A 19,915-nucleotide genomic window follows, 5' to 3' on the forward strand; every position below is an offset into this window, starting at 1 on the left:
GACAAGGTCGGCAAGGAAGGCGTCATCACGGTCGAGGAGAGCAACACCTTCGGCCTGGAGCTCGAGCTCACCGAGGGCATGCGCTTCGACAAGGGCATGACGTCGATGTACTTCGTGACGGACCCCGACCGCATGGAGGCCGTCCTCGAGGACCCGTACATCCTCATCGTCAACAGCAAGGTCTCCGCCAACAAGGACCTGCTGCCGCTGCTCGACAAGGTCGTGCAGGCCGGCAAGCCGCTGCTGATCATCGCCGAGGACATCGAGGGCGAGGCCCTGGCCACGCTCGTCGTCAACAAGATCCGCGGCCTGTTCAAGTCCGTCGCCGTCAAGGCTCCGGGCTTCGGTGACCGGCGCAAGGCCATGCTCGGTGACATCGCCACTCTGACCGGTGGCCAGGTCATCGCCGAGGAGGTGGGCCTGAAGCTGGAGTCGGCCACCCTGGACCTGCTGGGCCGGGCCCGTAAGGTCGTGGTGACCAAGGACGAGACCACGATCGTGGACGGCGCCGGTGACGCCGACCAGATCGCCGGCCGGGTCAACGAGATCCGTGCGGAGATCGAGCGGACCGACTCCGACTACGACCGGGAGAAGCTGCAGGAGCGGCTGGCCAAGCTGGCCGGCGGCGTGGCCGTCATCAAGGCCGGCGCGGCGACCGAGGTCGAGCTGAAGGAGCGCAAGCACCGCATCGAGGACGCCGTGCGCAACGCCAAGGCGGCCGTCGAGGAGGGCATCGTGCCCGGCGGCGGCGTGGCCCTGCTGCAGGCCGGCACCAAGGCCTTCGACAAGCTCGAGCTGTCGGGCGACGAGGCCACCGGCGCGGCCATCGTCAAGAAGGCGCTGGAGGAGCCGCTCAAGCAGATCGCGGTCAACGCCGGCCTCGAAGGCGGCGTCGTGGTCGAGCGCGTGCGCAACCTCACCCCCGGCGAGGGCCTCAACGCGGCCACCGGCGAGTACGTCAACATGTTCGAGTCGGGCATCCTCGACCCCGCCAAGGTCACCCGCTCGGCCCTGCAGAACGCCGCCTCCATCGCGGCACTCTTCCTCACCACCGAGGCCGTCATCGCCGAGAAGCCGGAGAAGACCCCGGCTGCCCCGGCTGGTGGCATGCCCGGTGGCGACATGGACTTCTAGAGTCCAGCCATCACGCGTAGAGGGCGTCTCCCAGTTCGGGGGCGCCCTTTTCGCGTACGAGGGGCAAGGCGCTCCGCGCGTTTCTCCGGTCGAGCTGAAGCTCGACCCCTGAAGGTCCTCCGCGCGCTTTCCCTTTCGAGCTCGCGCCCCCGGGGCGGCGGGCAGCCTCGGGTCTCGGATCGCGGCCCGGTCCGGGGACTCAGGTCGCGACCCGGTCCGGGATCTTGGGGCGGGACTGGGTCCGGGGTCGGATCTCGACCATGGGCTCTCACGGCCAGAGGCCAGAGGCCAGAGGCCAGAGGGCCGGGACCCAAGAACCGCGGACTTCCGTAACCCGTGACTCCGGGATGCGAGACCCAGGGACCACCCGTGGGCAGAACGCTCGTGGCCTGGGATCCTGGCGGGGTGAACGAGCCGATCAGCCAGGCACTGGTCGTCTACCTGAGCGCCGGCGCCTCCTGGCCGCGCAAGGACCCGGCCGCCCTGGCGAAGGCGCTGGGCCCGGAGCAGGCGGCCAAGCTGCTTCCCACCCTGGACGCCCTGGCCGACGAGATGCTCGACATCCCGGTGAACTGGACGGACCACACCCTCCGGTCAGGCACCGCCGAAGCGGTGGCCGAGATGCGGGTCCGCCACCCCGGCCTCACCGGCGAGGCCCTCAGGCAACTGGGCAGGTACTTCAGCTACACCTGGAAATAGGCGTCAAAGGTGCTTGACCCAGCGCCCCCACTCAGCCTGGTGGGTGTATCCGGAGGCGGTCCAGGTGTGGTGGGCGAGGATGTTGTCGTGCAGGACCATGGCGTCGGCGCGGAAGGCGCCGAAGGTGGCGAAGCGGGTCTCGGCGGCGGCGAGCAGCATGCTGCCGATGCCCCTGCGGCGGTACGACGGGTGCACGGCCAGGCGGTACAGGTGGGCGCGCCAGCCGTCCCAACCGGCGATGAGGGTGCCGACCAGCTTTCCGTCCTGTTCGGCCAGGAGCAAGGCTTCGGGGTCGCGGGTGATCAGGGCTTCGACCTTGGCGGCGGAGTCGTGGCGGTCGGTGCCTTCCGCGGCCTCCAGCCAGAAGTCCAGGACCGCCTGGACGTCGGAGAGGGTGCTGTTTCTGATTTCTGTCCTGGAATCGGGCATGGTTCAGGCGCTCAGTCCGGACAGCAGCGTGGCCGCGATGTCGTCGGCCTCCGCGCGGGCCGTGGCGGGGTCGTCGGATTGGGCTATGGCCAGGGCCAGTTCGGTGATGGCGCCGAACAGGGCGCGGCTCAGCATGTCCACCGGGCGGCGGGTCAGGTGGCCCTCGTCCATGAGCGAGGTGAGCGTGTCGCGGAGCAGGCCGCCGAAGTGGCGGACGTCGAGCTCCTGCCAGCGTTCGTGGCCCAGGGCGATCGGGGCCTGCTTGAGGACGATCTCGCGGAACTCCGGCCGCGCACAGGCGTCCAGGTACGCGGCCAGACCGGCTCGCGCGCGGGCGGCGGGGTCGTCGGCCACGGCGGTCATCGCGGTGGTGACGGCCTGGGCGGCGGCGTCCTGCAGCTCCTCGAAGACGGCCTCGAACAGGCCCTGTTTGCCGTCGAAGTGGTGGTACAGGGCGCCTCGGGTCAGGCCCGCCTGGCGTACCAGCTCCTCGGCGGAGACGGCGGTGTAGCCGCGGTCGGCGAAGAGGGGGCGGGCGGCTTCGATGAGCGCCTGGCGGGTGGTCTCCGCGTAGAGCTCGCGCCGGGTCTTGACGGCTGTCATGCATCATGGATATCACATACAACATGAATGTCAGATACAGCGTGGATGTGGCTGTCGTCGGCGCGGGCCTGGCGGGGCTGGTGGCCGCGCGGGATCTGGTGGCCGCCGGGCACGACGTGGTGGTGCTGGAGGCGCGTGAGCGGGTCGGCGGGCGTACGTTCAACGGCGAACTGCCGGGTGGCGCGCCGATCGAGCTGGGCGGGCAGTGGGTCGGGCCTGGTCAGGATCGGATGCTCGCGCTCATGGGGGAGCTTGGGCTGGGGACGTTCCCCACGTTCCAGGAAGGCCGGAGGGTGGCCGAGGTGGCAGGCCGGTGGCTGGAGTACACGGGCCGCGTTCCGCGGATCGGGACACTGGCCCTTGCCGACCTCGGGCGGTTGCGGCTGGCGCTGGATCGGGCGGCCCGCCGTATCCCGCTGGAGGCGCCCTGGACGGCGCCGGACGCCCACGAGCTGGACGGCCGGACGTTCGCGGACTGGACGCGCGCCCACACCCGCACCAGGAGCGCGCGGGCGATGGTCAGGCTGGTCACCGAGGCGATCTTCTCCGCGGAGCCGGAGGAGCTGTCGGCCCTGTGGGCGCTGTACTACTTCGGCGCGGGCGGCGGCTTCGACTCCCTGACCGAGGTCAGGGGCGGGGCGCAGCAGGACCGCGTCGAGGGCGGCTCGCAGCGCGTCGCGCTCGCCGTCGCCGCGGAACTCGGTGACCGGGTACGGCAGGCGCACCCGGTCACCGACATCACCTGGGAGGCGGACCAGGTCGTGCTCCGGACCCCGGCCGCCGAGTTCCGGGCCAGGCGGGCGGTCGTCGCGGTGCCGCCGCCGCTGGCCGCCAGGATCAGGTACAGCCCCGGCCTGCCCGGCGACCGCGACCAGCTCACGCAGCGCATGCCGATGGGCCGGGTGATCAAGGTCCACCTGGTGTACGGCGAGCCGTTCTGGCGCGCGGACGGCTACACCGGAGAGGCCAACAGCGACGTCCGCCCGCTCGGCACCGTCCTGGACAGCACCCCGGGCGACGGCGGCCCCGGCGTGCTCACGGGCTTCTTCGAGGGCGCGCACGCCGACGCGATGGCCCGCCTGAGCGTGGCCGAGCGCCGCGGCCGGGCCGTGGACGACCTGACCGCCTACTTCGGCCCCATCGCCCGCTACGCGATCGACTATCTGGAGCTCGACTGGGCCGCCGAGGAGTGGAGCCGGGGCTGCTACGGCGCCTTCGCCGCGCCGGGCACGCTGACCAGGTTCGGCCCCGCCCTGCGCACGCCCGTGGGGCCGTTGCACTGGGCGGGGACCGAGACCGCCGTGCGCTGGGCGGGCTACATGGACGGCGCCGTCGAGTCGGGCCACCGGGCCGCGGCAGAGGTCGCCAAAGCCCTGAACGGCGGCGGGACCGAGGGGTGAATCCCCAGAGGGGGCTAGATCGCCAGAGCGGCGGGCAGCGGCTTGTCGTGCAGGACGGTCAGCGAGGTGACCGCGCGGGTGAGCACGACGTAGAGGCGGGCCAGGCCCCTGGGCTCGGCGGAGACGATGTCGGCGGGCTCGACCACGATCACGTGGTCGTACTCCAGGCCCTTGGCCAGCGTGGCGGGGATGACGAGCAGCCGGTGCCCCTGGTCGGCCGCGTCGGGGTCGAGGACGGCGTGGGCCAGGCCCTCCAGCGAGGCGGACACCTGTGCCACGAGCGCGTCCGGCACGATCACGCCGATCGAGCCCTCCCTGGCCAGGGCGTCGCGGACGGCTTCGGTGAGGGCGGCGCCGGGCCGTACCGACAGGGAGCCGAGACCGGGGCGCAGCGAGCGCGGCGGGGCCAGGCCGGGGGCGACGGACGGCAGCAGGCGCGCGGCGTAGTCGAGGACCTCGCGCGGCACGCGGAAGCCCAGGGTCAGCTCGGTGACCTGGCCGGAGTCCTGGCCGAGGTGGCGGAGCACGGCCTCCCACGAGGTGGTGGACCAGGGCGTGGTGCCCTGGGCGAGATCGCCGAGCACGGTCGCGGACCCGTTGCGGCAGCGGCGGCCGAGCGCGCGTAGCTGCATCTCCGACAGGTCCTGCGCCTCGTCCACGACGAGGTGGCCGAGCGAGGGCGTGCGCTCGATGAGGTCGCCGAGCTCGTCCAGCAGCGCCGCGTCGGCCGCCGACCACTTCGCGGACTTCCATCCACGGTACGGCTTCCGCCAAAGCAGCATTTCCCGCTCGTCAGGCGAGATATCGGACTTGGCGCATGCCGTGGCCAGGAACTCCGCGTCCGACAGCAGCCGGAACAACACCTGGGCGGGCGTCACCTTGGGCCAGACGGCGTCCACGAGCTGCTTGACCGGCTTGGACCGCGCGACCGCGTCCTGCACCCGGTCGTCGGGGGAGTCGCCACGCTGCTCCATGCGTACCAGCACCTGGTGGGCCAGCCGCTGCGCGAGCGCCGCGCGGCCGGGGCCGTAGCGGGTCGTGCCGCGCAGGGAGGCGACGATCTCGCGCACCTCGTAGTCGGCCACGCGGAAGCGGTGGACGCCGCGCGTGTAGACCAGGCCCTCCTCGGGCTTGCTGATGTGCAGCCAGAGCGCGCGCTCCAGCACCGCGGCCATCCTGGCGTCGCCCTTGAGCGCTGCGACCCGCGGCTCCTCGGGGGTGTCCGCGGCGGCCAGCAGGTCGGCGACGGTGGTCTGGTCGACCTTGACCTCGCCGAGCGCGGGCAGGACGGAGGAGATGTAGGACAGGAACGCGCGGTTCGGCCCGACGATCATGACGCCCGAGCGGGCCAGCCGCTCGCGGTGGGTGAACAGCAGGTACGCGGCGCGGTGCAGGCCGACGGCGGTCTTCCCGGTGCCCGGTGCCCCCTGCACGCACACGGTCTGGGTCAGCGCGGCGCGGACGATCTCGTCCTGGTCGGGCTGGATGGTGGCCACGATGTCGCGCATGGGGCCGGTGCGCGGGCGCTCGATCTCCTCGGTGAGGATCTTCGAGGGGCCGATCTCGCCGCCCTGGTCGAGCGGTTCGTCCTCGTAGGCGGTCAGCGCGCCGCCGTGGTAGCCGAAGCGGCGGCGCCGTACGACGCCCATGGGTTGTGCGGGGCTGGCCTGGTAGAACGGGCGCGAGACCGGGGCGCGCCAGTCGATCACCAGGGCGCGGCTGGCGCCGTCGTGGACGTGCCGGCGGCCGACGTAGATGGTGCCGGGCAGGTCGTCGCCGCCCGCGCGGTCGAGGCGGCCGAAGAACAGCGGCGTGTCCGGGTGGTCGGCCAGGGCCGCGACGCGCTGGTCGAGCAGCGACTGGAGGATCTGCTGCGAGACCCAGTCTCCGGCCGCGTCGGCCGACAGCGACTGCGCGTGCTCGCGCATCGCCTGCAGGGCCTTGCGGGATTCGGCCAGGTGGGACTGCTCGGCGGACAGTACGTGCTCTGGGTCGTCGGATATGTCCGGTGCCAGCTTGTGTGCGGGCATGCGAAAGGGCCCCCTGTCGGAGTGGTAACCGGTAGCGAATCGGCCAGTCTAATCGGGGAAACGGGAGGCATCCAAAGCATTTACGCGGGGTAGGGAGAGACCGTGGCACGTGTGCGGTTCGGCGTCTCCCCGATCGTCCCCACCATCGCGAGCTTCCTGCTCGCCGCTCTGTGGGGGCTGTCCGTCTTCGCGGGCTGGGGCACGGCCGCCTTCTGCGCGAACGGCGAGCCCGCCCACTGCGGCCAGCGCCTTGACGCCGTCGCGGGCCTTTCCGGACTGTTCGCGATGCTCGCGGCCATCTGTACGGCTGCCGCCTGGATCCTGCCCGCGGCCAGAAGGGACCAGCGCACCTTCAACCTCTACATGGGTTCGGCCGTCGCCGCCTGGGTGGTCGCCGAGGGCGTGCTCTTCCTGGGTGGCCTGCTCGTTGGCTAACTAAATCGCCAAAAAATCGGGCATTTCAGGTGGGAATGGGGGATCATCGGGTATGTCGCAGCTGGCGTGAAGTAGGCGACAGCGCGCAGGTGAGGGGGGTGGTTCGATTGTCGACGGCCCGCGGAGTTTCGTGGACCTGAGGTTCTTGGCAAGGCCCGGCCGCTCGGGGCGGCCGGGCCTTCACACTTCCAGGACGTCGTCGGCGTCGATGATCTGGTACGCGTAGCCCTGCTCGGCCAGGAACCGCTGCCGGTGCGCGGCGAACTCCTGGTCGACGGTGTCCCGGCTGACCACGGTGTAGAAGCGGGCGCCGCCCCCGTCGGCCTTGGGACGCAGCACGCGGCCGAGCCGCTGCGCCTCCTCCTGCCGCGAGCCGAACGTGCCCGACACCTGGATGGCGATCGCCGCCTCCGGCAGGTCGATGGAGAAGTTGGCCACCTTCGAGACCACCAGGACCTGGATCTCCTTGTCGCGGAAGGCCTGGTAGAGCCGCTCGCGCTCCTTCACCCGCGTCTCGCCCTTGATGACCGGCGCGTTGAGGTGCTCGCCCAGCTCGTCGAGCTGGTCGATGTACTGGCCGATGACCAGCACCTGCTCGCCCAGGTGCTTCCTGACCAGCGCCTCGGTGACGGTCGTCTTGGACGGCGTGGTGGCGGCGAAGCGGTACTTCTCGTCGGACTCGGCCATCGCGTAGGCCAGCCGTTCCTCGTCGGAGAGCGTGACCCGGACCTCGACGCAGTCGGCGGGCGCGATCCAGCCCTGGTTCTCCATCTCCTTCCAGGGCGCGTCGTAGCGCTTGGGGCCGATCAGGGAGAACACGTCGCCCTCGCGGCCGTCCTCGCGCACCAGCGTCGCGGTCAGCCCCACGCGGCGGCGGGCCTGGAGGTCGGCGGTCATGCGGAAGATGGGCGCGGGCAGCAGATGGACCTCGTCGTAGACGATCAGGCCCCAGTCGCGCGCGTCGAACAGCTCCAGGTGGGCGTAGACGCCCTTCCGCTTGGTCGTCATCACCTGGTAGGTGGCGATGGTGACCGGGCGGATCTCCTTCTTGGTGCCTGAGTACTCGCCGATCTCGTTCTCGGTCAGCGACGTCCGCTTGATCAGCTCGGTCTTCCACTGGTGGGCGCTGACCGTGTTGGTGACCAGGATCAGCGTGGTCGCCTGGGCCTGGGCCATCGCGGCGGCGCCGACGATCGTCTTGCCCGCGCCGCAGGGCAGCACGACCACCCCGGAGCCGCCGTGCCAGAACGCCTCCGCCGCGTCCTTCTGGTAGGTGCGCAGCGACCAGCCGTCCTCCAGCAGCGAGATCGGGTGGGCCTCGCCGTCCACGTAGCCCGCGAGGTCCTCGGCGGGCCAGCCCAGCTTGAGCAGCGCCTGCTTGACGTTGCCGCGGTCGCTCGGGTGGACCACCACGGAGTCGGCGCCCAGGCGCTCGCCCAGCATCGGCTGGATCTTCTTGGAGCGCAGCACCTCTTCGAGCACGGCCCGGTCGTTCGAGGTCAGGACCAGGCCGTTGACCGGGTCCTTCTCCAGCCTGAGCCGGCCGTAGCGCGCCATGGTCTCGGCGATGTCGACCAGCAGGGCGTGGGGGACCGGGTAGCGGCTGTGGCTGATGAGCGCGTCGATGACCTGCTCGGCGTCGTGACCGGCGGCCCGCGCGTTCCACAGCGCCAGCGGCGTGACGCGGTAGGTGTGGACGTGCTCGGGCGCGCGCTCCAGCTCGGCGAACGGCGCGATCGCCTTGCGACAGGCGTCCGCGGCGGCGTGGTCGACCTCCAGCAGCAGCGTTTTGTCGGATTGGACGATGAGCGGGCCGTCGTTCACTGGTCCCCCTTCGATGGCTACCGCCTATCCAACACAAAGAAGCGGCGGAACAGTCCCCGAACTGGGAATCAGTCGGTGTCGTCCAGGTATCCGGCGAAGCCCAGGAACAGGAATCCGCCGATCGTCACCAGGAATCCGGTGCCGAACAGGACCCACGCCCACACCAGCTTGCTCTTGGCGTTCTCCGGCTCGGTGTCCACCTTGCTCAGGCCCATGCCGGCCATGATGGCGCCGGCGATGGCCAGGAAGTTGCAGCAGGAGACGATGGCGATGAGGTTGAGGACGAGGGCGACGATGGCGTTGGTGCGCAGGCCGTCGTTGCGTGGCGGGCGGGGCGGCGGCGGATATCCGTATCCGTAGCCGGGAGGAGGCTGCTCGCCGTACGGAGCGCCGTACGGCTGATGGGAATCGCTCATAACACCTCCAGATTTATCACGATGTCGCCATAGATCTGGGGCCTTGGCCGCATCTTGAGGGGGGAGAGATGAGGAGGGCAGGTGCATCCGGATGACCGCCGAGGCTTCACCGAGTTCGTCGCAGCACGCTCCGACAGCCTGATCCGGCTGGCCTACGTGCTCACCGGCGACCAGCACTCCGCCGAGGACCTCCTGCAGACGGCGCTGATCAAGACGGCCGGACGCTGGAAGGGCATCCGCGGCGACCCCGAGGCGTACGTCCGCCGGGTGATGTACCGCGAGCAGGCGGGCCTGTGGCGCAGCGCGCGCTGGGGGCGCGAGCGGGTGGTCGAGAGCCCGCCGGAACGCGCGAGCGGCGACGCCACCGCCGAGGTGGACGAACGGCTCGCGCTGGAGCGCGCCCTACGGCAACTGCCGCCGCGCAAGCGCATGGTCCTGGTGCTGCGCTACTTCGAGGACCTGCCCGAGTCGGAGGTCGCACGGATCATGGGCTGCTCGGTCGGCACCGTGCGCAGCCAGGCCCACCAGGCCGTCAGGCGCCTGCGGGCGCTCGTCGGCGACCGTGTCAACCAGGAGGCGTGAACGATGGCGGTGGACGAGCGCACGATCGGCGAGGGGCTGCGCCGGCTGGCGGGGCGGGCCGAGCCGGTGGACGGGGAGACGATGGCGGCCCTGGTGGTGCGGTCGGCGCGACGGCGGCGCCGTACCGGATGGGTCTTGGGGGTGGCGGGGACGGCGGCGGCGGTGGCCTTCGGCGCGGTGGCGGTGACGAACCTCCCCGGCCGGGCGGACCGGACGGTGTGGGCCGATCCGGCCTTCAGCGGCCTGACCGTGGCGCCGACGCCGCCCCTGGCCACGGCGCCGCCGATCGAGGGGCTGCCGGCCAACACGCCCGAGCAGTACCGCCAGGTGCGCGACTGCATGCCGCGCGGCGGGCCCGTGCACCCCATGGACGGCGGGCTGCGCATCCCGCGCCACGGGGTGGCCGAGGAGTTCAGGCTGCTGGCGGAGTCGCGCGACGAGCAGGGCGTGACCCGGTTGATGGGCAGCAGGAAGGGGCTGGTGCTGTGCACGCCGGGCGTGCTCGACGTCAGCTACCCCGAGCGGCCGATCTTCACCTACTGGGGACGCGAGGAGCAGAGCGGTCTGGCCTTGGACGGGCCGTTGTCGGTGGACGTGTACGACACGCAGACGCAGTCGCAGGTGAGCCCGGGCAAGGACGGCGATCCGGCGTTCATGGTGGTGGCGGGGCGGGCCGACCCGCGGGTGCGCAGGGTCGAGGTCGTCTGGGCGGGCGGGCGGGCGGACGCGAGCCTGGCCAATGGCTTCTACATCGCCAGGGCGCCACGCGGGAAGGGGCGCACCCTGCCGAAGGTGGACGTCACGGCCTACGGCGCCGACGGAAAGGCGCTCGGTGAGCGGAAGGGCCTGGAGCACCTGCCCATGGGCGCGCGGGACGCCGACGACTAGAGCCTGGTCCGCAGCTCCTTCCTGTCGATCTTGAGCACGCTGGTGACCGGGATCGAGTCGACGAAGCGCACCTCACGCGGGTACTTCACCCGGCCGACCCGGTCGCGCGCCCACGCGATGAGCTCCTCCTCGGCGAGTTCGGCCCCGGCCCGGAGCTGGACGAACGCCACGACCTCCTCGCCGTGGCGCGGGTCGGGCCGGCCGACCACGCCGGACATCACCACGTCGGGGTGCTGGTTGAGGGTGTCCTCTACGTCGCGCGGGAAGACGTTGAAGCCGCCGCGGATGATGAGGTCCTTCTTGCGGTCCACGACGTAGAGGTAGCCGTCGTCGTCGACGCAGCCGATGTCCCCGGTACGCAGCTCGCCGTCCACGATCGGGGAGCTGAGGCCGCCCCAGTAGCCGAGCATCAGGGAGCGGCCGCGGATGCAGATCTCCCCGACGTCGCCGGGCTCCACGGCCTCGCCGTCGTTGTCCCGGACGGTGATCGTGTAGCCGGGCAGCGGCAGGCCCACGCTGCCGATCCGGCGCCGGCCCGGCGGGTTGAAGGTGGTGACCGCGCTGGTCTCGGTCATGCCGTAGCCCTCCAGGATCTGCGTGCCCGGCATCCGCCGCTCGAACTCCAGCAGCGTCTCGCGGCCGAGCGGGGCCGCGCCGCAGGTGAGGAAGGCCAGGTCGGGCAGCGGGTGCTCCTCCAGGGGTTCGGCGAGCAGCATCTGGATCATCGAGGGCACGACGGTGCCGAACCGCACGCGCTGCTCGGCCGCCAGCGATAGGAAGGGCTTGGGCTCGAACCAGCGCATGAGCACGGCCTGCTGGGGTTCGTCGGCGTGCATCTCGGCCACGGTGATGATCAGGCCGTAGGCGTGGGAGAGGGGGACGGGCACGATCGCCCGGTTGAGCCCCTCCTGGTGGGACATGGCGAAGGCGTCCTTGGCGACCTGCCACAGGCCGCGGTGGCTGAGCTTGACGCCCTTGGCCCGCCCGGTGGTGCCGCCGGTGTACATGAGCGCCGCGAGATCCTCGGGGTCCACGGTGACGGGGCCGTGCTCGGGGGCCTGCTCAAGCTCGCCCGTGTCCAGAAATATCCGCACATCCTTGGGTATGGCCTGCCGTACCGTCTCCACGAGCTCGGGCGAGGTCACGACCGCCACGGCGCCGCTGTCGGCCAGGATGTGGCGCAGCTCCTCCGCGCCCACCAGGAACACCACCGGCGTCACCACCGCCCCGGCCGCCCACAGGGCCTGGTAGACGATGGCCACGTCGGGGCTGGTCGCCATCATCACGGCCACGCGGTCGCCGGGCCGTACCCCCGCGGCCACGAACCCGCCGCAGACCCGCCTGGCCCGCTCGGCGAGCGTGTGCCGCCGGTGCCACGCACCGTCGTAGAACACCGCGTCGTAGTCGCCGAAGCGCGCCCACGACTCCTCCGCCAACCTGCCCAGCGTTTGCTCGGTCACAGGATCAACCTGAATCGGTTGACGCCCGGACGTCAAGCCTTCTTCACAGGCCGGCGACTCCGGTGATGCGATGGAGGGCGAAGCGATGGACGGCGGCGCGGGTCTCGTCGTAGGCGGTCAGGTAGCCGCCCTCCATCCTGGCCGGTTCGAGGATGCGGGAGGTGGCGTTGCCCTGGGAGTCCAGGTAGCCGATCCACACGCGCACGCCCTGGCGGATGGCGTCCTGGAGCGCGGCGATCGTGGCGGTGGCGGGTCCGCGCGGCACCTGGCCGTCGGGCGCCTCCACGGGGTCGCGGCGGGCCAGGTGCGCGGCGTCTCCGGCCCGCAGCGCGCGTACGGCCGCCGCCGCCACGCCGGAGTCGAGCCCGGCGGCCGAGGACACCGAGCGGACCGGGGCGATGCCCTCGGTGCGGCGGCTGTCGAGCTGGCTGATGATCACGTCGCCGTCCAGCGACTCGGCCACCGGCGCGTACCCCATGGCGCGCAGCGAGTCGACCAGCGCCGCCCGCGACGAGCGGGAGGCGATCACGGTGGGCGCCAGCCTGCGCAGCCTGAGCTGCGCGGCCCGCCGGTCGGCGGTGATCTGGTCGAGCAAGGCCGGGTCGTCGCACCGGATGTACGCGCCCGCGGTGCCGACCCGGATGCGGCCGTGGCGCCTGGCGACGTCGGCGACCAGATAGGACAGAGCCTGCGGCACCGGCGTGGCCGAGTGGCGGGCCAGCATGGCCAGCAGTTCCTCGGCGCCGTGGCCCGCGTCGAGCGCGCGGCGGATGGAGGGCTCGCTGAAGCGGTAGACGGTGGCGCCGCCCTTGGACTCGATGTCGGCGGTCAGCGTCATCCAGCGGTTGAGCTCGCTGGTCAGCGGCCCGGGGGCGACGGCGGTCAGGTCGGCCTGCAGCAGCACGTGGTCGACGGGTTCGGGCAGCAGCGGCTCCAGCACGGCGGCGGCGTCCCGGCCGTCGAGCAGCGCCCTGGCGTGCCCGGACAGCACGCCGAGCCCGGTGACGCCGACCTGCTCGGCCTCGCGTAGCGCGAACTCCATGAGCTGCTCGCGCAGCGGGCCCCTGCGCCTCGGCTGCTCCCAGGCCAGCCGTTCCGCGACGGACTCGCGCGTCGGCGCCAGCCCCGAGGCGGCGGCCAGGACGCCCAGCGTCGCCGACCGGACCCCGGGGGCGGCCGAGCGGCGCAGGTCGGTGTGCAGCGCGTTGAGCGGCCGGTCACGCTCGTCGCGCTCGCCCACGAGCCCGGGAACCCGGTCCATCTGCAGCCAGGTCACCGCCAGCGTCACCCAGCGGTCGGCGGTCGGCTTCACCCGCCACAGGTCGTAGCCGGTGGTGGGCAGCCACTCGCCGTCCACCGCGCCGCCCGCGGCGACCAGACCGGCCGCGTGCGCCACCTCGACGACCAGCGCCGCCGCCCATTCGGGCAGGTCGAGGTCGGTGGCGGCGCGTTTGAGGTCGCGCACGCCCAGGCCGCCGGTGCGCAGCACGCCGGGCGGCTCGATGCTCCACCGCTCGCACAGCTCCTCCACCGACCGCACGAACGCGAACGCCTGCCCGGCGGCGGTCCTGTCGGCCAGCTTCTGGTCGCGCCGCGATCCCTCCAGCGCGGGCGCGCTCGCCCGAAGGTCACGGTGTACGCGGCCGTCGCGCAGGTACAGGCCGACCTCACGCGGCAGCGTCACACTCTCCTCGCCGGTGGCCGCCAGCAGGGCGCGGGCCAGCAACTGCTCGATGGGCGAGCGGGCCGACTCCAGGCGTACCTCCCGCCTGGCGTTGGGCAGCCGCCCGGTGGGCGGGCCCCAGGCGAGCTGCTCCAGCGCCGCCCGCGCCTCCTCGGAGACGTCCTCGATGAGCTTGCCCGGCTCGGCGAGGGCGGCGGCCAGGCGCTCCTTGCCGCTGCCCGCGGTGCCGGGCGCGATCTCGTCGGCCATGTCCGCCAGTTGCTCGGGCGGATGGTGACGGAACGCCTCGGCCGCGGGAGGCCCGAGGCCCGCCGGGTCGTCGAGCACCTTGCGCACGCCGGGAGCCAGGTCGAGCGCGCTGTCGGGGCCGTAGACGAGGGCGAGCTCGCGCAGCCGTTCGAGCGCCGCCGTCAGCTCGGGCTCCGGCTTGCCCTCCGCCAGCGCGCGCCCGACCACGGCGCGCAGGCGCGCCTTCGAGATCGCCTTCTCCTGTACGGCCAGCGTCTCGACGACCGCCAGCGTGAACCGGTCGAGCCGGTCGAGAACCCTGCCGATCGCCGAAGGACTGCCCGCCCGGGAGGCGAGACCCTCTAGATGGGCGGGCACCGGGGTGATCAGCTCGGGACGCGCGGAGACGAGCGCCCTGAGCTGTTCGTCGGTGCGCCCCCTGATCCACTCCGTGAACTCCATCGATGCCATGGTATGTCGCACGTGATTGAGGCAGCATGACTCCCGTGACAGAGCGGGCAGATCAGCTGATTCTCAACTACGTGAGCAAAGCGGCGGATGCCGCTCACGGCGTGCTCAGAGCGGATCAGCGGCTCGACTTCTCCCGGCGGCTGCGCGCCAGGATCGAGCAGGAGCGCCACGGCAGCCAGAGCGCCCGCGAGGTGGCGAAGGTGCTGGCCCGCTTCGGCGACCCGCGGGCGCTCGTGGACCGTGAGGCCCGCAGACTGGCCGAGGCCCGCAAGGAGCAGGAGGAGCCGGAGAGCACCGCCCGGTTCCCGCAGATCCGCGACGACCCGGGACTGCCTCCCGGCGCCGCCAGAAGCATCAGGCTCGCGCAGGACCGGCTGGCCAGGCGGCCGGGGCGGGGCATGCCGCTGGCCGGGCTGCGCAGGGCGGCGATGTCCAGCGCCAACCCCATGAGCACCGAGGGCCGCGACGCCGGGACCATCGTCAAGGAGAACCCGCGCGAGACCATCGCCATGCTCCTGCTGCTGGTGGCGGCGCTGCTGGTGCCGTTCAACCTGCCGCCGGTGGCCATCTTCGCGGTCCCGGTCGTCGTCTGGGCGATCGGCACGGTGATCGTGCTGATCAGCGAGAGCTGGACGTGGCGCGACCGGCTGCTCGGGACCAGCGCGCCCATCCTCGGCTACACGGTCGGCGGCGTGCTCGTCGGCGGCCTGCGGGTGGGGGCCTCGGCCGGGTTCGACCGGTTCTTCACCGAGTTCTTCAACGTCAGCGGGATCATGTTCATGATCGGGACGGGGCTCGGCGTGATCCTGCTGGCCTACCGGCTGTTCAACGTGAGCTGACTGGGCAGGAGGCCCACGGCCAGGCGTACCCAGGCGGCCACGAACTGCTCCTTCTCCGCGTGCCCCGGCGTCTCGCCCACCGTCTCCTGGAAGAGGCGGTAGTGGACCACCGCGCCGCCGAGCACCGCGGCGATCGCCGGCCAGTCGACCTTGGCGTCGGCATACTCGGGCTGGCTGGTGAACCAGGTGGTGATCGCGTCGAACATGGGCTGCAGCAGGCCCTCCCTGACCACCGCGACCAGCTCGGGGAACTGGCTCAGGTCGCGGAAGAAGACCCGGGTCAGCTCGCTCTCCTCGCGTACCTTGGCCAGGCCGGCGCGGCACACGTGCGACAGCCGCAGCTCCAGGTCGGCCGCCTCCATGCCGCCGAGCTCCGCCAGGCTCTCCGCCACCTGGGCCTTGGTGCGGTTGGCGTGCTCGTTGATCGCCGCGGCCAGCACCTCGTACTTCGACTTGAAGTGGCGGTAGAGGCCGCCGGCGCCCGGGGAGAGCCCGGAGGCGGCCTCGATCTCGGCCACGGACGTGGCGGAGTAGCCCCGCTCGGCGAATAGCCGAAGGGACTCGTCGATGATCCGCTCACGCGTGCTGGTGCTCGGCGATCTTGTCATGTCTTACCCGTTACCTCCGCTTACCTGCGCAAGGAGCGTAGCCGTCATGGAGCCAAGCGGCGGACAAGGCCCGCGGCCACCGAGCCGAGGACGAGCCACACCACGGCGGCCAGACCGTAGTTGACCAGGGTTTCCCAGCGGGCGTCCGCCATCGTGAAGAGGTTGGACAGGCCGAGGGACAGCCAGGAGGCGAGCGACTCGACCAGTTGGTACCACGTGTTGGCCGGGTTGGCGCGGAAGACGGTGAAGACGGCGTAAAGGACGACCACGAGCGCGGCGAGGCGCGCGGCGACCCTGATCACCCACACGGCGAACGTCACCGCCCGCTGCCACACACCGGGTCTTCTGCCTGCCGGAGGTCTGGCGGGGCGGTGGGGGCGGGTCTGCTCCAGCGGGGCCGCCACCAGCTTGTCACCCGGCTCCGGCGGCTTGGGGGTCTCCGGCATGGCCACTCCCTCGATAAGTAATTCCTTTCTGCCCACTCCACGGTCCCACAATTACCCTCGTTACGCTTCCTTTGGCATGCTGCTGGCGTGACCACTTCTGTTGGCCTCGATGTGGGCTTCGACCTGGATATGACACTTGCCGATACCCGATCGGGCATTGCCGCCGTCTATGACGAGCTGGCCAGGCGGCTTGACATCGTGATCGACAGCCAGGCCATCATCGCCAGGCTCGGGCCGCCGCTGGAGCTGGAGATGGCCAACTGGGTCCCCGCCGAGCGGGTTCCCGCGGCGGTGACGCTGTTCCGCAGCATCTATCCCGACCTCGCCGTACCCGCCACCACCGCCATGGCGGGCGCGCACGAGGCCGTGGACGCCGTCAGGACCGCGGGCGGCCGCGTCATCGTGGTCACCGGGAAGAACGTCCACGACGCCCGGCGGACCGTGAGCTGGCTCGGGCTGAAGGTCGACGAGGTGGTCGGATCGGTGTTCGGGGCGGCCAAGGGGACGGCGCTGACCTCGTTCGGCGCCGCCGCGTACGTCGGGGACCACGTGGCCGACATCGAGGCCGCCAGAGCGGGCGGCGCCTTCAGCGTGACGGTCGCGACCGGCCCCTACACCGTGGGCGAGCTGCGTGATCACGGGGCGGACGTCGCGCTGGGCGACCTGACGGAATTCGCCACATGGTTTGGCGATTGGCGACAGGTGTAATTCGGGGCCAAATACCCGGTCGCTACCGGCCTCTGCGGGGCATAACCTACATCCATCCTTTTTTCCAACGTTCGAACGAGGTCCCTCCTGTGCCGAGTGGCAAGGTCAAGTGGTACGACGCCGACAAGGGTTTCGGCTTCCTCACCCGCGACGACGGCGGTGAGGTATTCGTGCATTCCTCCGCGCTTCCCACTGGTGCGGCCCCGCTGAAGCCCGGCCAGAAGGTCGAGTTCGGCGTGGCGGAGGGCAGGCGGGGCCAGCAGGCGCTGTCGGTGCGGATCCTCGATCAGCCGCCGACGCTGGCCAAGGCCAAACCCAAGGGCAGGCGGAAGAAGCCCGACGAGATGGTCGTCATCGTCGAAGACCTGATCAAGTTGCTTGACGACCTGTCCACGTCCTACCAGCGGGGCAAGCATCCCGACGCGGCCAACGCCAAGAAGATCGCGGCGGTGCTCCGGGCCGTCGCCGACGATCTGGACGCCTAGCCGTAGGGGTTGGTGAGCGGCTTGGTCCGGTCGACCTGACCAGGCTGCTCGTCCGGTGTGGGCGGCTCCTCGTGCGCCCACGCCTGCTCCGCCGCAGGCCGCGGGACCGGCTCCGTCGGCGGCTGCCGCTGTTCGTCGATCCTGGCGTTGACCGCCTTGATGCGCCGCCTGCGCCGGATCAGCAGCCAGACCAGCCAGGCGAACAGCACCACCGACAGCGTGATGAAGCCGGGCGGGCCGTTCTCCGTCAGGGACAGCAGCAGGCCGACCAGCCCGCCGAACACCCAGGCCATCTGCAGCAGCGCCTCGACCACGCCGAACGTGGACGAGCGCACCTCCTCGCCGATCTCGCGCTGCACGATCGCGTCGAGCGCCAGCTTGCCGAGCTCCTGCGAGAAGGCGGTGACGATCGAGATCGCGATCGCCGTCCACAGGTTGAAGAAGATCGCGGTGGCGACCGTGGTGGCGACCGTCAGCCCCAGCGTGAGCAGCACGATGAGCTGCGGCGAGTGGTTACGCGCCCAGTTGGCCACGGCCGCGCCGACCAGGCCGCCCAGCCCGGCGGCCAGCGCGAGCAGGCCGATCGTCTTCGGCACGTCGAAGAAGGTGTCCTTCACCAGCAGCCACGGCGCGCCCAGGTCCTGGACCAGGAACAGCAGGAAGAACAGCAGGAAACCGGAGAACAGCCGGACGCCCACGTTGGCCAGCATCGCCTCGGTCACCGCCGGGCCCACGTTGAGCAGGCTGCGCCAGCGCTCCGCCCTGCCGCCCTCCTCCGGCGCCTCCTCCTCCAGGTCGGGGGAGTCGACGTGGCGCGGCAGCCGTACCGCGAAGACGCCGATCAGGAGGAAGGCCACCATCGCGACGCGCAGCATCACGGCGCTGCCCAGCCACGCGGTCAGCCCCGCGCCGATCGGCACCGCGATGCCCGCCGTCACCAGCGAGAACAGCGCGACCCGCGCGTTTGCCGAGACGAGCGTGATGTCGGCGGGCAGCACGCTCGGCATGATCGCCGCCCGCGAGACCGTGAACGCCTTCGACAGCACCAGCACGCCCAGCGCGCCCGCGAACAACGTCGGCAGGTCGCCCGGCCCCACCGCCGCGGCCATCGCGAAGCACAACAGCCCCCGGCCGAACAGGGTCCCGGCGATCACGTAGCGGCGGCCCGAGCGGAACTTGTCCAGGATCGGCCCGACGAACGGCGCCACCAGCGCGAACGGGATCATGGTGATCACGAGGTAGAGCGCCACGGAACCGCGCGCCTCACCGACGGGCACCCCGAAGAAGACCGTGCTGGCCAGCGCCACCGTGACGAACGCGTCGGCCGCGCTGTTGCCGATCGACAGCTCGATCAGCCGCCCGAGTCCGGTACGCCCCGCTCCGTTGGCATGAGTAAGGCGGCGCGTGGCCTGCCCCATCTTGTGCGCTCCGCGCGCGGTGGCGGCACCGGCGCGCTTGGTGCCCGTGGCGGTGGCACGCCCCGCGCGCCAGGAAGCACGGCCCGCCTGGGCCGCGCCCTTCCCGACACGCCGCGAGATCTCTCGCGCCTTGTTCCAGCCTTCCGCCACGCTTACCAGTCTTACCCGATTCGCGGTCGGTCTCGGACCCGGATTCCCCGTGAGTGCGCTGTCAGGTCCGGCCATGGGTGAGAATGAAGTGTGAGCGAACAGCACCTTTCGGCGGAGGCGGTCCGATGACCCGCACCAGGACACGCGTGGCCCCGCCTGACCAGGCCTGTGCCGCCGCGGTCGACCTGGCCCGCGAGGCCGCGCTGGAGCTCGCCCGGCCCGGTGAGCCCGGCGAGCACCTGGGCGTCGAGAGCGAGGGCGACCGGGTCGTCACCCACTACTTCGCCTGCCAGGACCGCGCGTACCGCGGCTGGCGCTGGGCCGTCACCGTCACCCGCGCCTCGCGCGCGAAGATCGTGACGGTCAGCGAGGTCGTGCTGCTGCCCGGCTCCGGCGCGCTGCTCGCCCCCGAGTGGCTGCCGTGGAGCGAGCGGCTGCGCCCCGGCGACCTCGGCGTCGGCGACCTGCTGCCCACGGCCGACGACGACGACCGCCTAGAACCCGGATTCGCCGAGACCGGCGAAGACGGCGACACCCAGATGATTTTCGAATACGGCCTGGGCCGGGCCCGTGTGCTCTCGGCCGCCGGAAGGGACCGGGCCGCCAGACGCTGGCACTCCGGCGAGCACGGGCCGCACACGCCGATCGCACACGCCGCGCCCGCTCAGTGCTCCACCTGCGGCTTCTTCTTGCCCCTGGCGGGGGTGATGCGGCTGGAGTTCGGGGTCTGCGCGAATGAGTACGCGCCGGACGACGGCAAGGTCGTCTCCGCCGACCACGGCTGCGGCGCCCACTCCGAGGCCGCGGTCATGCCGCCCCCGGTCGAGCAGGCCTCGCCCATCCTCGACGACATGGGCTTCGACCTGATCGACGACGAGGCGGGCTCGGTCGACGAGTCGGCCTCCGAGGAGCTCGGCCACTCCTGACTTCACTGTCGGTCGGGGCCGCTAATCTTCGGTGACCCCCTACCCGCATTGG

At 71.6% G+C, this 19,915-nt stretch carries 20 protein-coding genes; 10 read left to right on the forward strand and 10 right to left on the reverse strand.

What is annotated here, in order from left to right:
- Both groEL and ACIBEJ_RS29460 read left to right on the forward strand, forming a co-directional pair.
- Positions 1–1,134: chaperonin GroEL (gene groEL, locus ACIBEJ_RS29455; RefSeq protein ID WP_397186107.1), on the forward strand; the 1,134-nt coding region annotated here is incomplete at its 5' end.
- Between the two features lie 369 nt (positions 1,135–1,503).
- On the forward strand, positions 1,504–1,833 hold the full coding sequence (locus ACIBEJ_RS29460) for a hypothetical protein (RefSeq protein WP_397186108.1): 330 nt from the start codon (positions 1,504–1,506) through the stop codon (positions 1,831–1,833).
- 3 nt (positions 1,834–1,836) lie between these two features.
- Here ACIBEJ_RS29460 and ACIBEJ_RS29465 read toward each other — a convergent pair whose 3' ends face one another.
- Positions 1,837–2,262: a GNAT family N-acetyltransferase gene (locus tag ACIBEJ_RS29465; RefSeq protein ID WP_397186109.1), complete on the reverse strand. Its 426-nt coding sequence runs from the start codon at positions 2,260–2,262 to the stop codon at positions 1,837–1,839.
- Between the two features lie 3 nt (positions 2,263–2,265).
- Positions 2,266–2,865 (reverse strand): TetR family transcriptional regulator, encoded by a 600-nt coding sequence (locus ACIBEJ_RS29470; protein WP_397186110.1) that lies wholly within the window; start codon positions 2,863–2,865, stop codon positions 2,266–2,268.
- A gap of 23 nt (positions 2,866–2,888) precedes the next feature.
- On the opposite strand from ACIBEJ_RS29470, the gene ACIBEJ_RS29475 reads away from it, so the two are divergent.
- Positions 2,889–4,265, forward strand: a complete 1,377-nt coding sequence (locus ACIBEJ_RS29475) for a flavin monoamine oxidase family protein (protein ID WP_397186111.1) — start codon at positions 2,889–2,891, stop codon at positions 4,263–4,265.
- A 14-nt stretch (positions 4,266–4,279) separates the two neighbouring features.
- Here ACIBEJ_RS29475 and ACIBEJ_RS29480 read toward each other — a convergent pair whose 3' ends face one another.
- Positions 4,280–6,295 (reverse strand): HelD family protein, encoded by a 2,016-nt coding sequence (locus ACIBEJ_RS29480; RefSeq protein WP_397186112.1) that lies wholly within the window; start codon positions 6,293–6,295, stop codon positions 4,280–4,282.
- 102 nt (positions 6,296–6,397) lie between these two features.
- Here ACIBEJ_RS29480 and ACIBEJ_RS29485 point away from each other — a divergent pair, with 102 nt between their 5' ends.
- Positions 6,398–6,730, forward strand: a complete 333-nt coding sequence (locus tag ACIBEJ_RS29485) for a hypothetical protein (protein WP_397186113.1) — start codon at positions 6,398–6,400, stop codon at positions 6,728–6,730.
- A gap of 180 nt (positions 6,731–6,910) precedes the next feature.
- On the opposite strand, the gene ACIBEJ_RS29490 is transcribed toward ACIBEJ_RS29485, so the two are convergent.
- Complete coding sequence (locus ACIBEJ_RS29490; RefSeq protein ID WP_397186114.1) at positions 6,911–8,554, reverse strand: DNA repair helicase XPB; 1,644 nt, start codon at positions 8,552–8,554, stop codon at positions 6,911–6,913.
- A gap of 68 nt (positions 8,555–8,622) precedes the next feature.
- Positions 8,623–8,970, reverse strand: a complete 348-nt coding sequence (locus ACIBEJ_RS29495; protein ID WP_397186115.1) for a hypothetical protein — start codon at positions 8,968–8,970, stop codon at positions 8,623–8,625.
- 81 nt (positions 8,971–9,051) lie between these two features.
- Between ACIBEJ_RS29495 and ACIBEJ_RS29500 the strand changes: the two genes are divergently transcribed.
- Entirely contained in the window at positions 9,052–9,552 is a 501-nt protein-coding gene (locus tag ACIBEJ_RS29500) for a SigE family RNA polymerase sigma factor (RefSeq protein WP_397186116.1), read from the forward strand.
- Between the two features lie 3 nt (positions 9,553–9,555).
- Entirely contained in the window at positions 9,556–10,440 is an 885-nt protein-coding gene (locus ACIBEJ_RS29505) for a hypothetical protein (protein ID WP_397186117.1), read from the forward strand.
- On the opposite strand, the gene ACIBEJ_RS29510 is transcribed toward ACIBEJ_RS29505, so the two are convergent.
- Both ACIBEJ_RS29510 and ACIBEJ_RS29515 read right to left on the reverse strand, forming a co-directional pair.
- Complete coding sequence (locus tag ACIBEJ_RS29510; RefSeq protein ID WP_397186118.1) at positions 10,437–11,900, reverse strand: AMP-binding protein; 1,464 nt, start codon at positions 11,898–11,900, stop codon at positions 10,437–10,439. The two genes, ACIBEJ_RS29505 and ACIBEJ_RS29510, sit on opposite strands and share 4 nt — an antisense overlap.
- Before the next feature lie 43 nt (positions 11,901–11,943).
- Positions 11,944–14,274 carry a helicase-associated domain-containing protein gene (locus ACIBEJ_RS29515; protein ID WP_397186119.1) on the reverse strand — a complete coding sequence of 777 codons (2,331 nt, stop codon included), beginning with the start codon at positions 14,272–14,274 and terminating at the stop codon, positions 11,944–11,946.
- An 80-nt stretch (positions 14,275–14,354) separates the two neighbouring features.
- Here ACIBEJ_RS29515 and ACIBEJ_RS29520 point away from each other — a divergent pair, with 80 nt between their 5' ends.
- The gene (locus ACIBEJ_RS29520) at positions 14,355–15,122 is read left to right on the forward strand and encodes a hypothetical protein (RefSeq protein ID WP_397186120.1); all 768 of its coding nucleotides are present in this window, start codon (positions 14,355–14,357) and stop codon (positions 15,120–15,122) included.
- On the opposite strand, the gene ACIBEJ_RS29525 is transcribed toward ACIBEJ_RS29520, so the two are convergent.
- Positions 15,098–15,730 (reverse strand): TetR/AcrR family transcriptional regulator, encoded by a 633-nt coding sequence (locus tag ACIBEJ_RS29525; protein ID WP_397186121.1) that lies wholly within the window; start codon positions 15,728–15,730, stop codon positions 15,098–15,100. The genes ACIBEJ_RS29520 and ACIBEJ_RS29525 overlap by 25 nt on opposite strands.
- Before the next feature lie 44 nt (positions 15,731–15,774).
- The gene (locus ACIBEJ_RS29530) at positions 15,775–16,176 is read right to left on the reverse strand and encodes a hypothetical protein (RefSeq protein ID WP_397186122.1); all 402 of its coding nucleotides are present in this window, start codon (positions 16,174–16,176) and stop codon (positions 15,775–15,777) included.
- A gap of 87 nt (positions 16,177–16,263) precedes the next feature.
- On the opposite strand from ACIBEJ_RS29530, the gene ACIBEJ_RS29535 reads away from it, so the two are divergent.
- Together ACIBEJ_RS29535 and ACIBEJ_RS29540 are read left to right on the forward strand one after the other, a co-directional pair.
- Positions 16,264–16,884: an HAD family hydrolase gene (locus ACIBEJ_RS29535; RefSeq protein ID WP_397186123.1), complete on the forward strand. Its 621-nt coding sequence runs from the start codon at positions 16,264–16,266 to the stop codon at positions 16,882–16,884.
- Positions 16,885–16,973: 89 nt separating this feature from the next.
- Positions 16,974–17,369 (forward strand): cold-shock protein, encoded by a 396-nt coding sequence (locus ACIBEJ_RS29540; RefSeq protein ID WP_397186124.1) that lies wholly within the window; start codon positions 16,974–16,976, stop codon positions 17,367–17,369.
- Here the strand turns inward: ACIBEJ_RS29540 and ACIBEJ_RS29545 are convergent.
- A complete protein-coding gene (locus ACIBEJ_RS29545; RefSeq protein WP_397186125.1) occupies positions 17,366–18,937 on the reverse strand; it encodes an MFS transporter in 1,572 nt (523 codons plus the stop codon). The genes ACIBEJ_RS29540 and ACIBEJ_RS29545 overlap by 4 nt on opposite strands.
- A 125-nt stretch (positions 18,938–19,062) precedes the next feature.
- On the opposite strand from ACIBEJ_RS29545, the gene ACIBEJ_RS29550 reads away from it, so the two are divergent.
- On the forward strand, positions 19,063–19,863 hold the full coding sequence (locus tag ACIBEJ_RS29550; RefSeq protein WP_397186126.1) for a DUF3027 domain-containing protein: 801 nt from the start codon (positions 19,063–19,065) through the stop codon (positions 19,861–19,863).
- Positions 19,864–19,915: the final 52 nt, after the last annotated feature.

Source organism: Nonomuraea sp. NPDC050790 (assembly GCF_044456745.1).
GTDB lineage: Bacteria > Actinomycetota > Actinomycetes > Streptosporangiales > Streptosporangiaceae > Nonomuraea.

Bases quoted from the DNA above. Each gene is read 5' to 3' on its own strand.
- ACIBEJ_RS29505 (WP_397186117.1), top strand. From the start codon at position 9,556: ATGGCGGTGGACGAGCGCACGATCGGCGAGGGGCTGCGCCGGCTGGCG.
- ACIBEJ_RS29515 (WP_397186119.1), bottom strand. From the start codon at position 14,274: ATGGAGTTCACGGAGTGGATCAGGGGGCGCACCGACGAACAGCTCAGG.
- ACIBEJ_RS29525 (WP_397186121.1), bottom strand. From the start codon at position 15,730: ATGACAAGATCGCCGAGCACCAGCACGCGTGAGCGGATCATCGACGAG.
- ACIBEJ_RS29465 (WP_397186109.1), bottom strand. From the start codon at position 2,262: ATGCCCGATTCCAGGACAGAAATCAGAAACAGCACCCTCTCCGACGTC.
- ACIBEJ_RS29480 (WP_397186112.1), bottom strand. From the start codon at position 6,295: ATGCCCGCACACAAGCTGGCACCGGACATATCCGACGACCCAGAGCAC.
- ACIBEJ_RS29470 (WP_397186110.1), bottom strand. From the start codon at position 2,865: ATGACAGCCGTCAAGACCCGGCGCGAGCTCTACGCGGAGACCACCCGC.
- ACIBEJ_RS29495 (WP_397186115.1), bottom strand. From the start codon at position 8,970: ATGAGCGATTCCCATCAGCCGTACGGCGCTCCGTACGGCGAGCAGCCT.
- ACIBEJ_RS29475 (WP_397186111.1), top strand. From the start codon at position 2,889: ATGAATGTCAGATACAGCGTGGATGTGGCTGTCGTCGGCGCGGGCCTG.
- ACIBEJ_RS29530 (WP_397186122.1), bottom strand. From the start codon at position 16,176: ATGCCGGAGACCCCCAAGCCGCCGGAGCCGGGTGACAAGCTGGTGGCG.
- ACIBEJ_RS29550 (WP_397186126.1), top strand. From the start codon at position 19,063: ATGACCCGCACCAGGACACGCGTGGCCCCGCCTGACCAGGCCTGTGCC.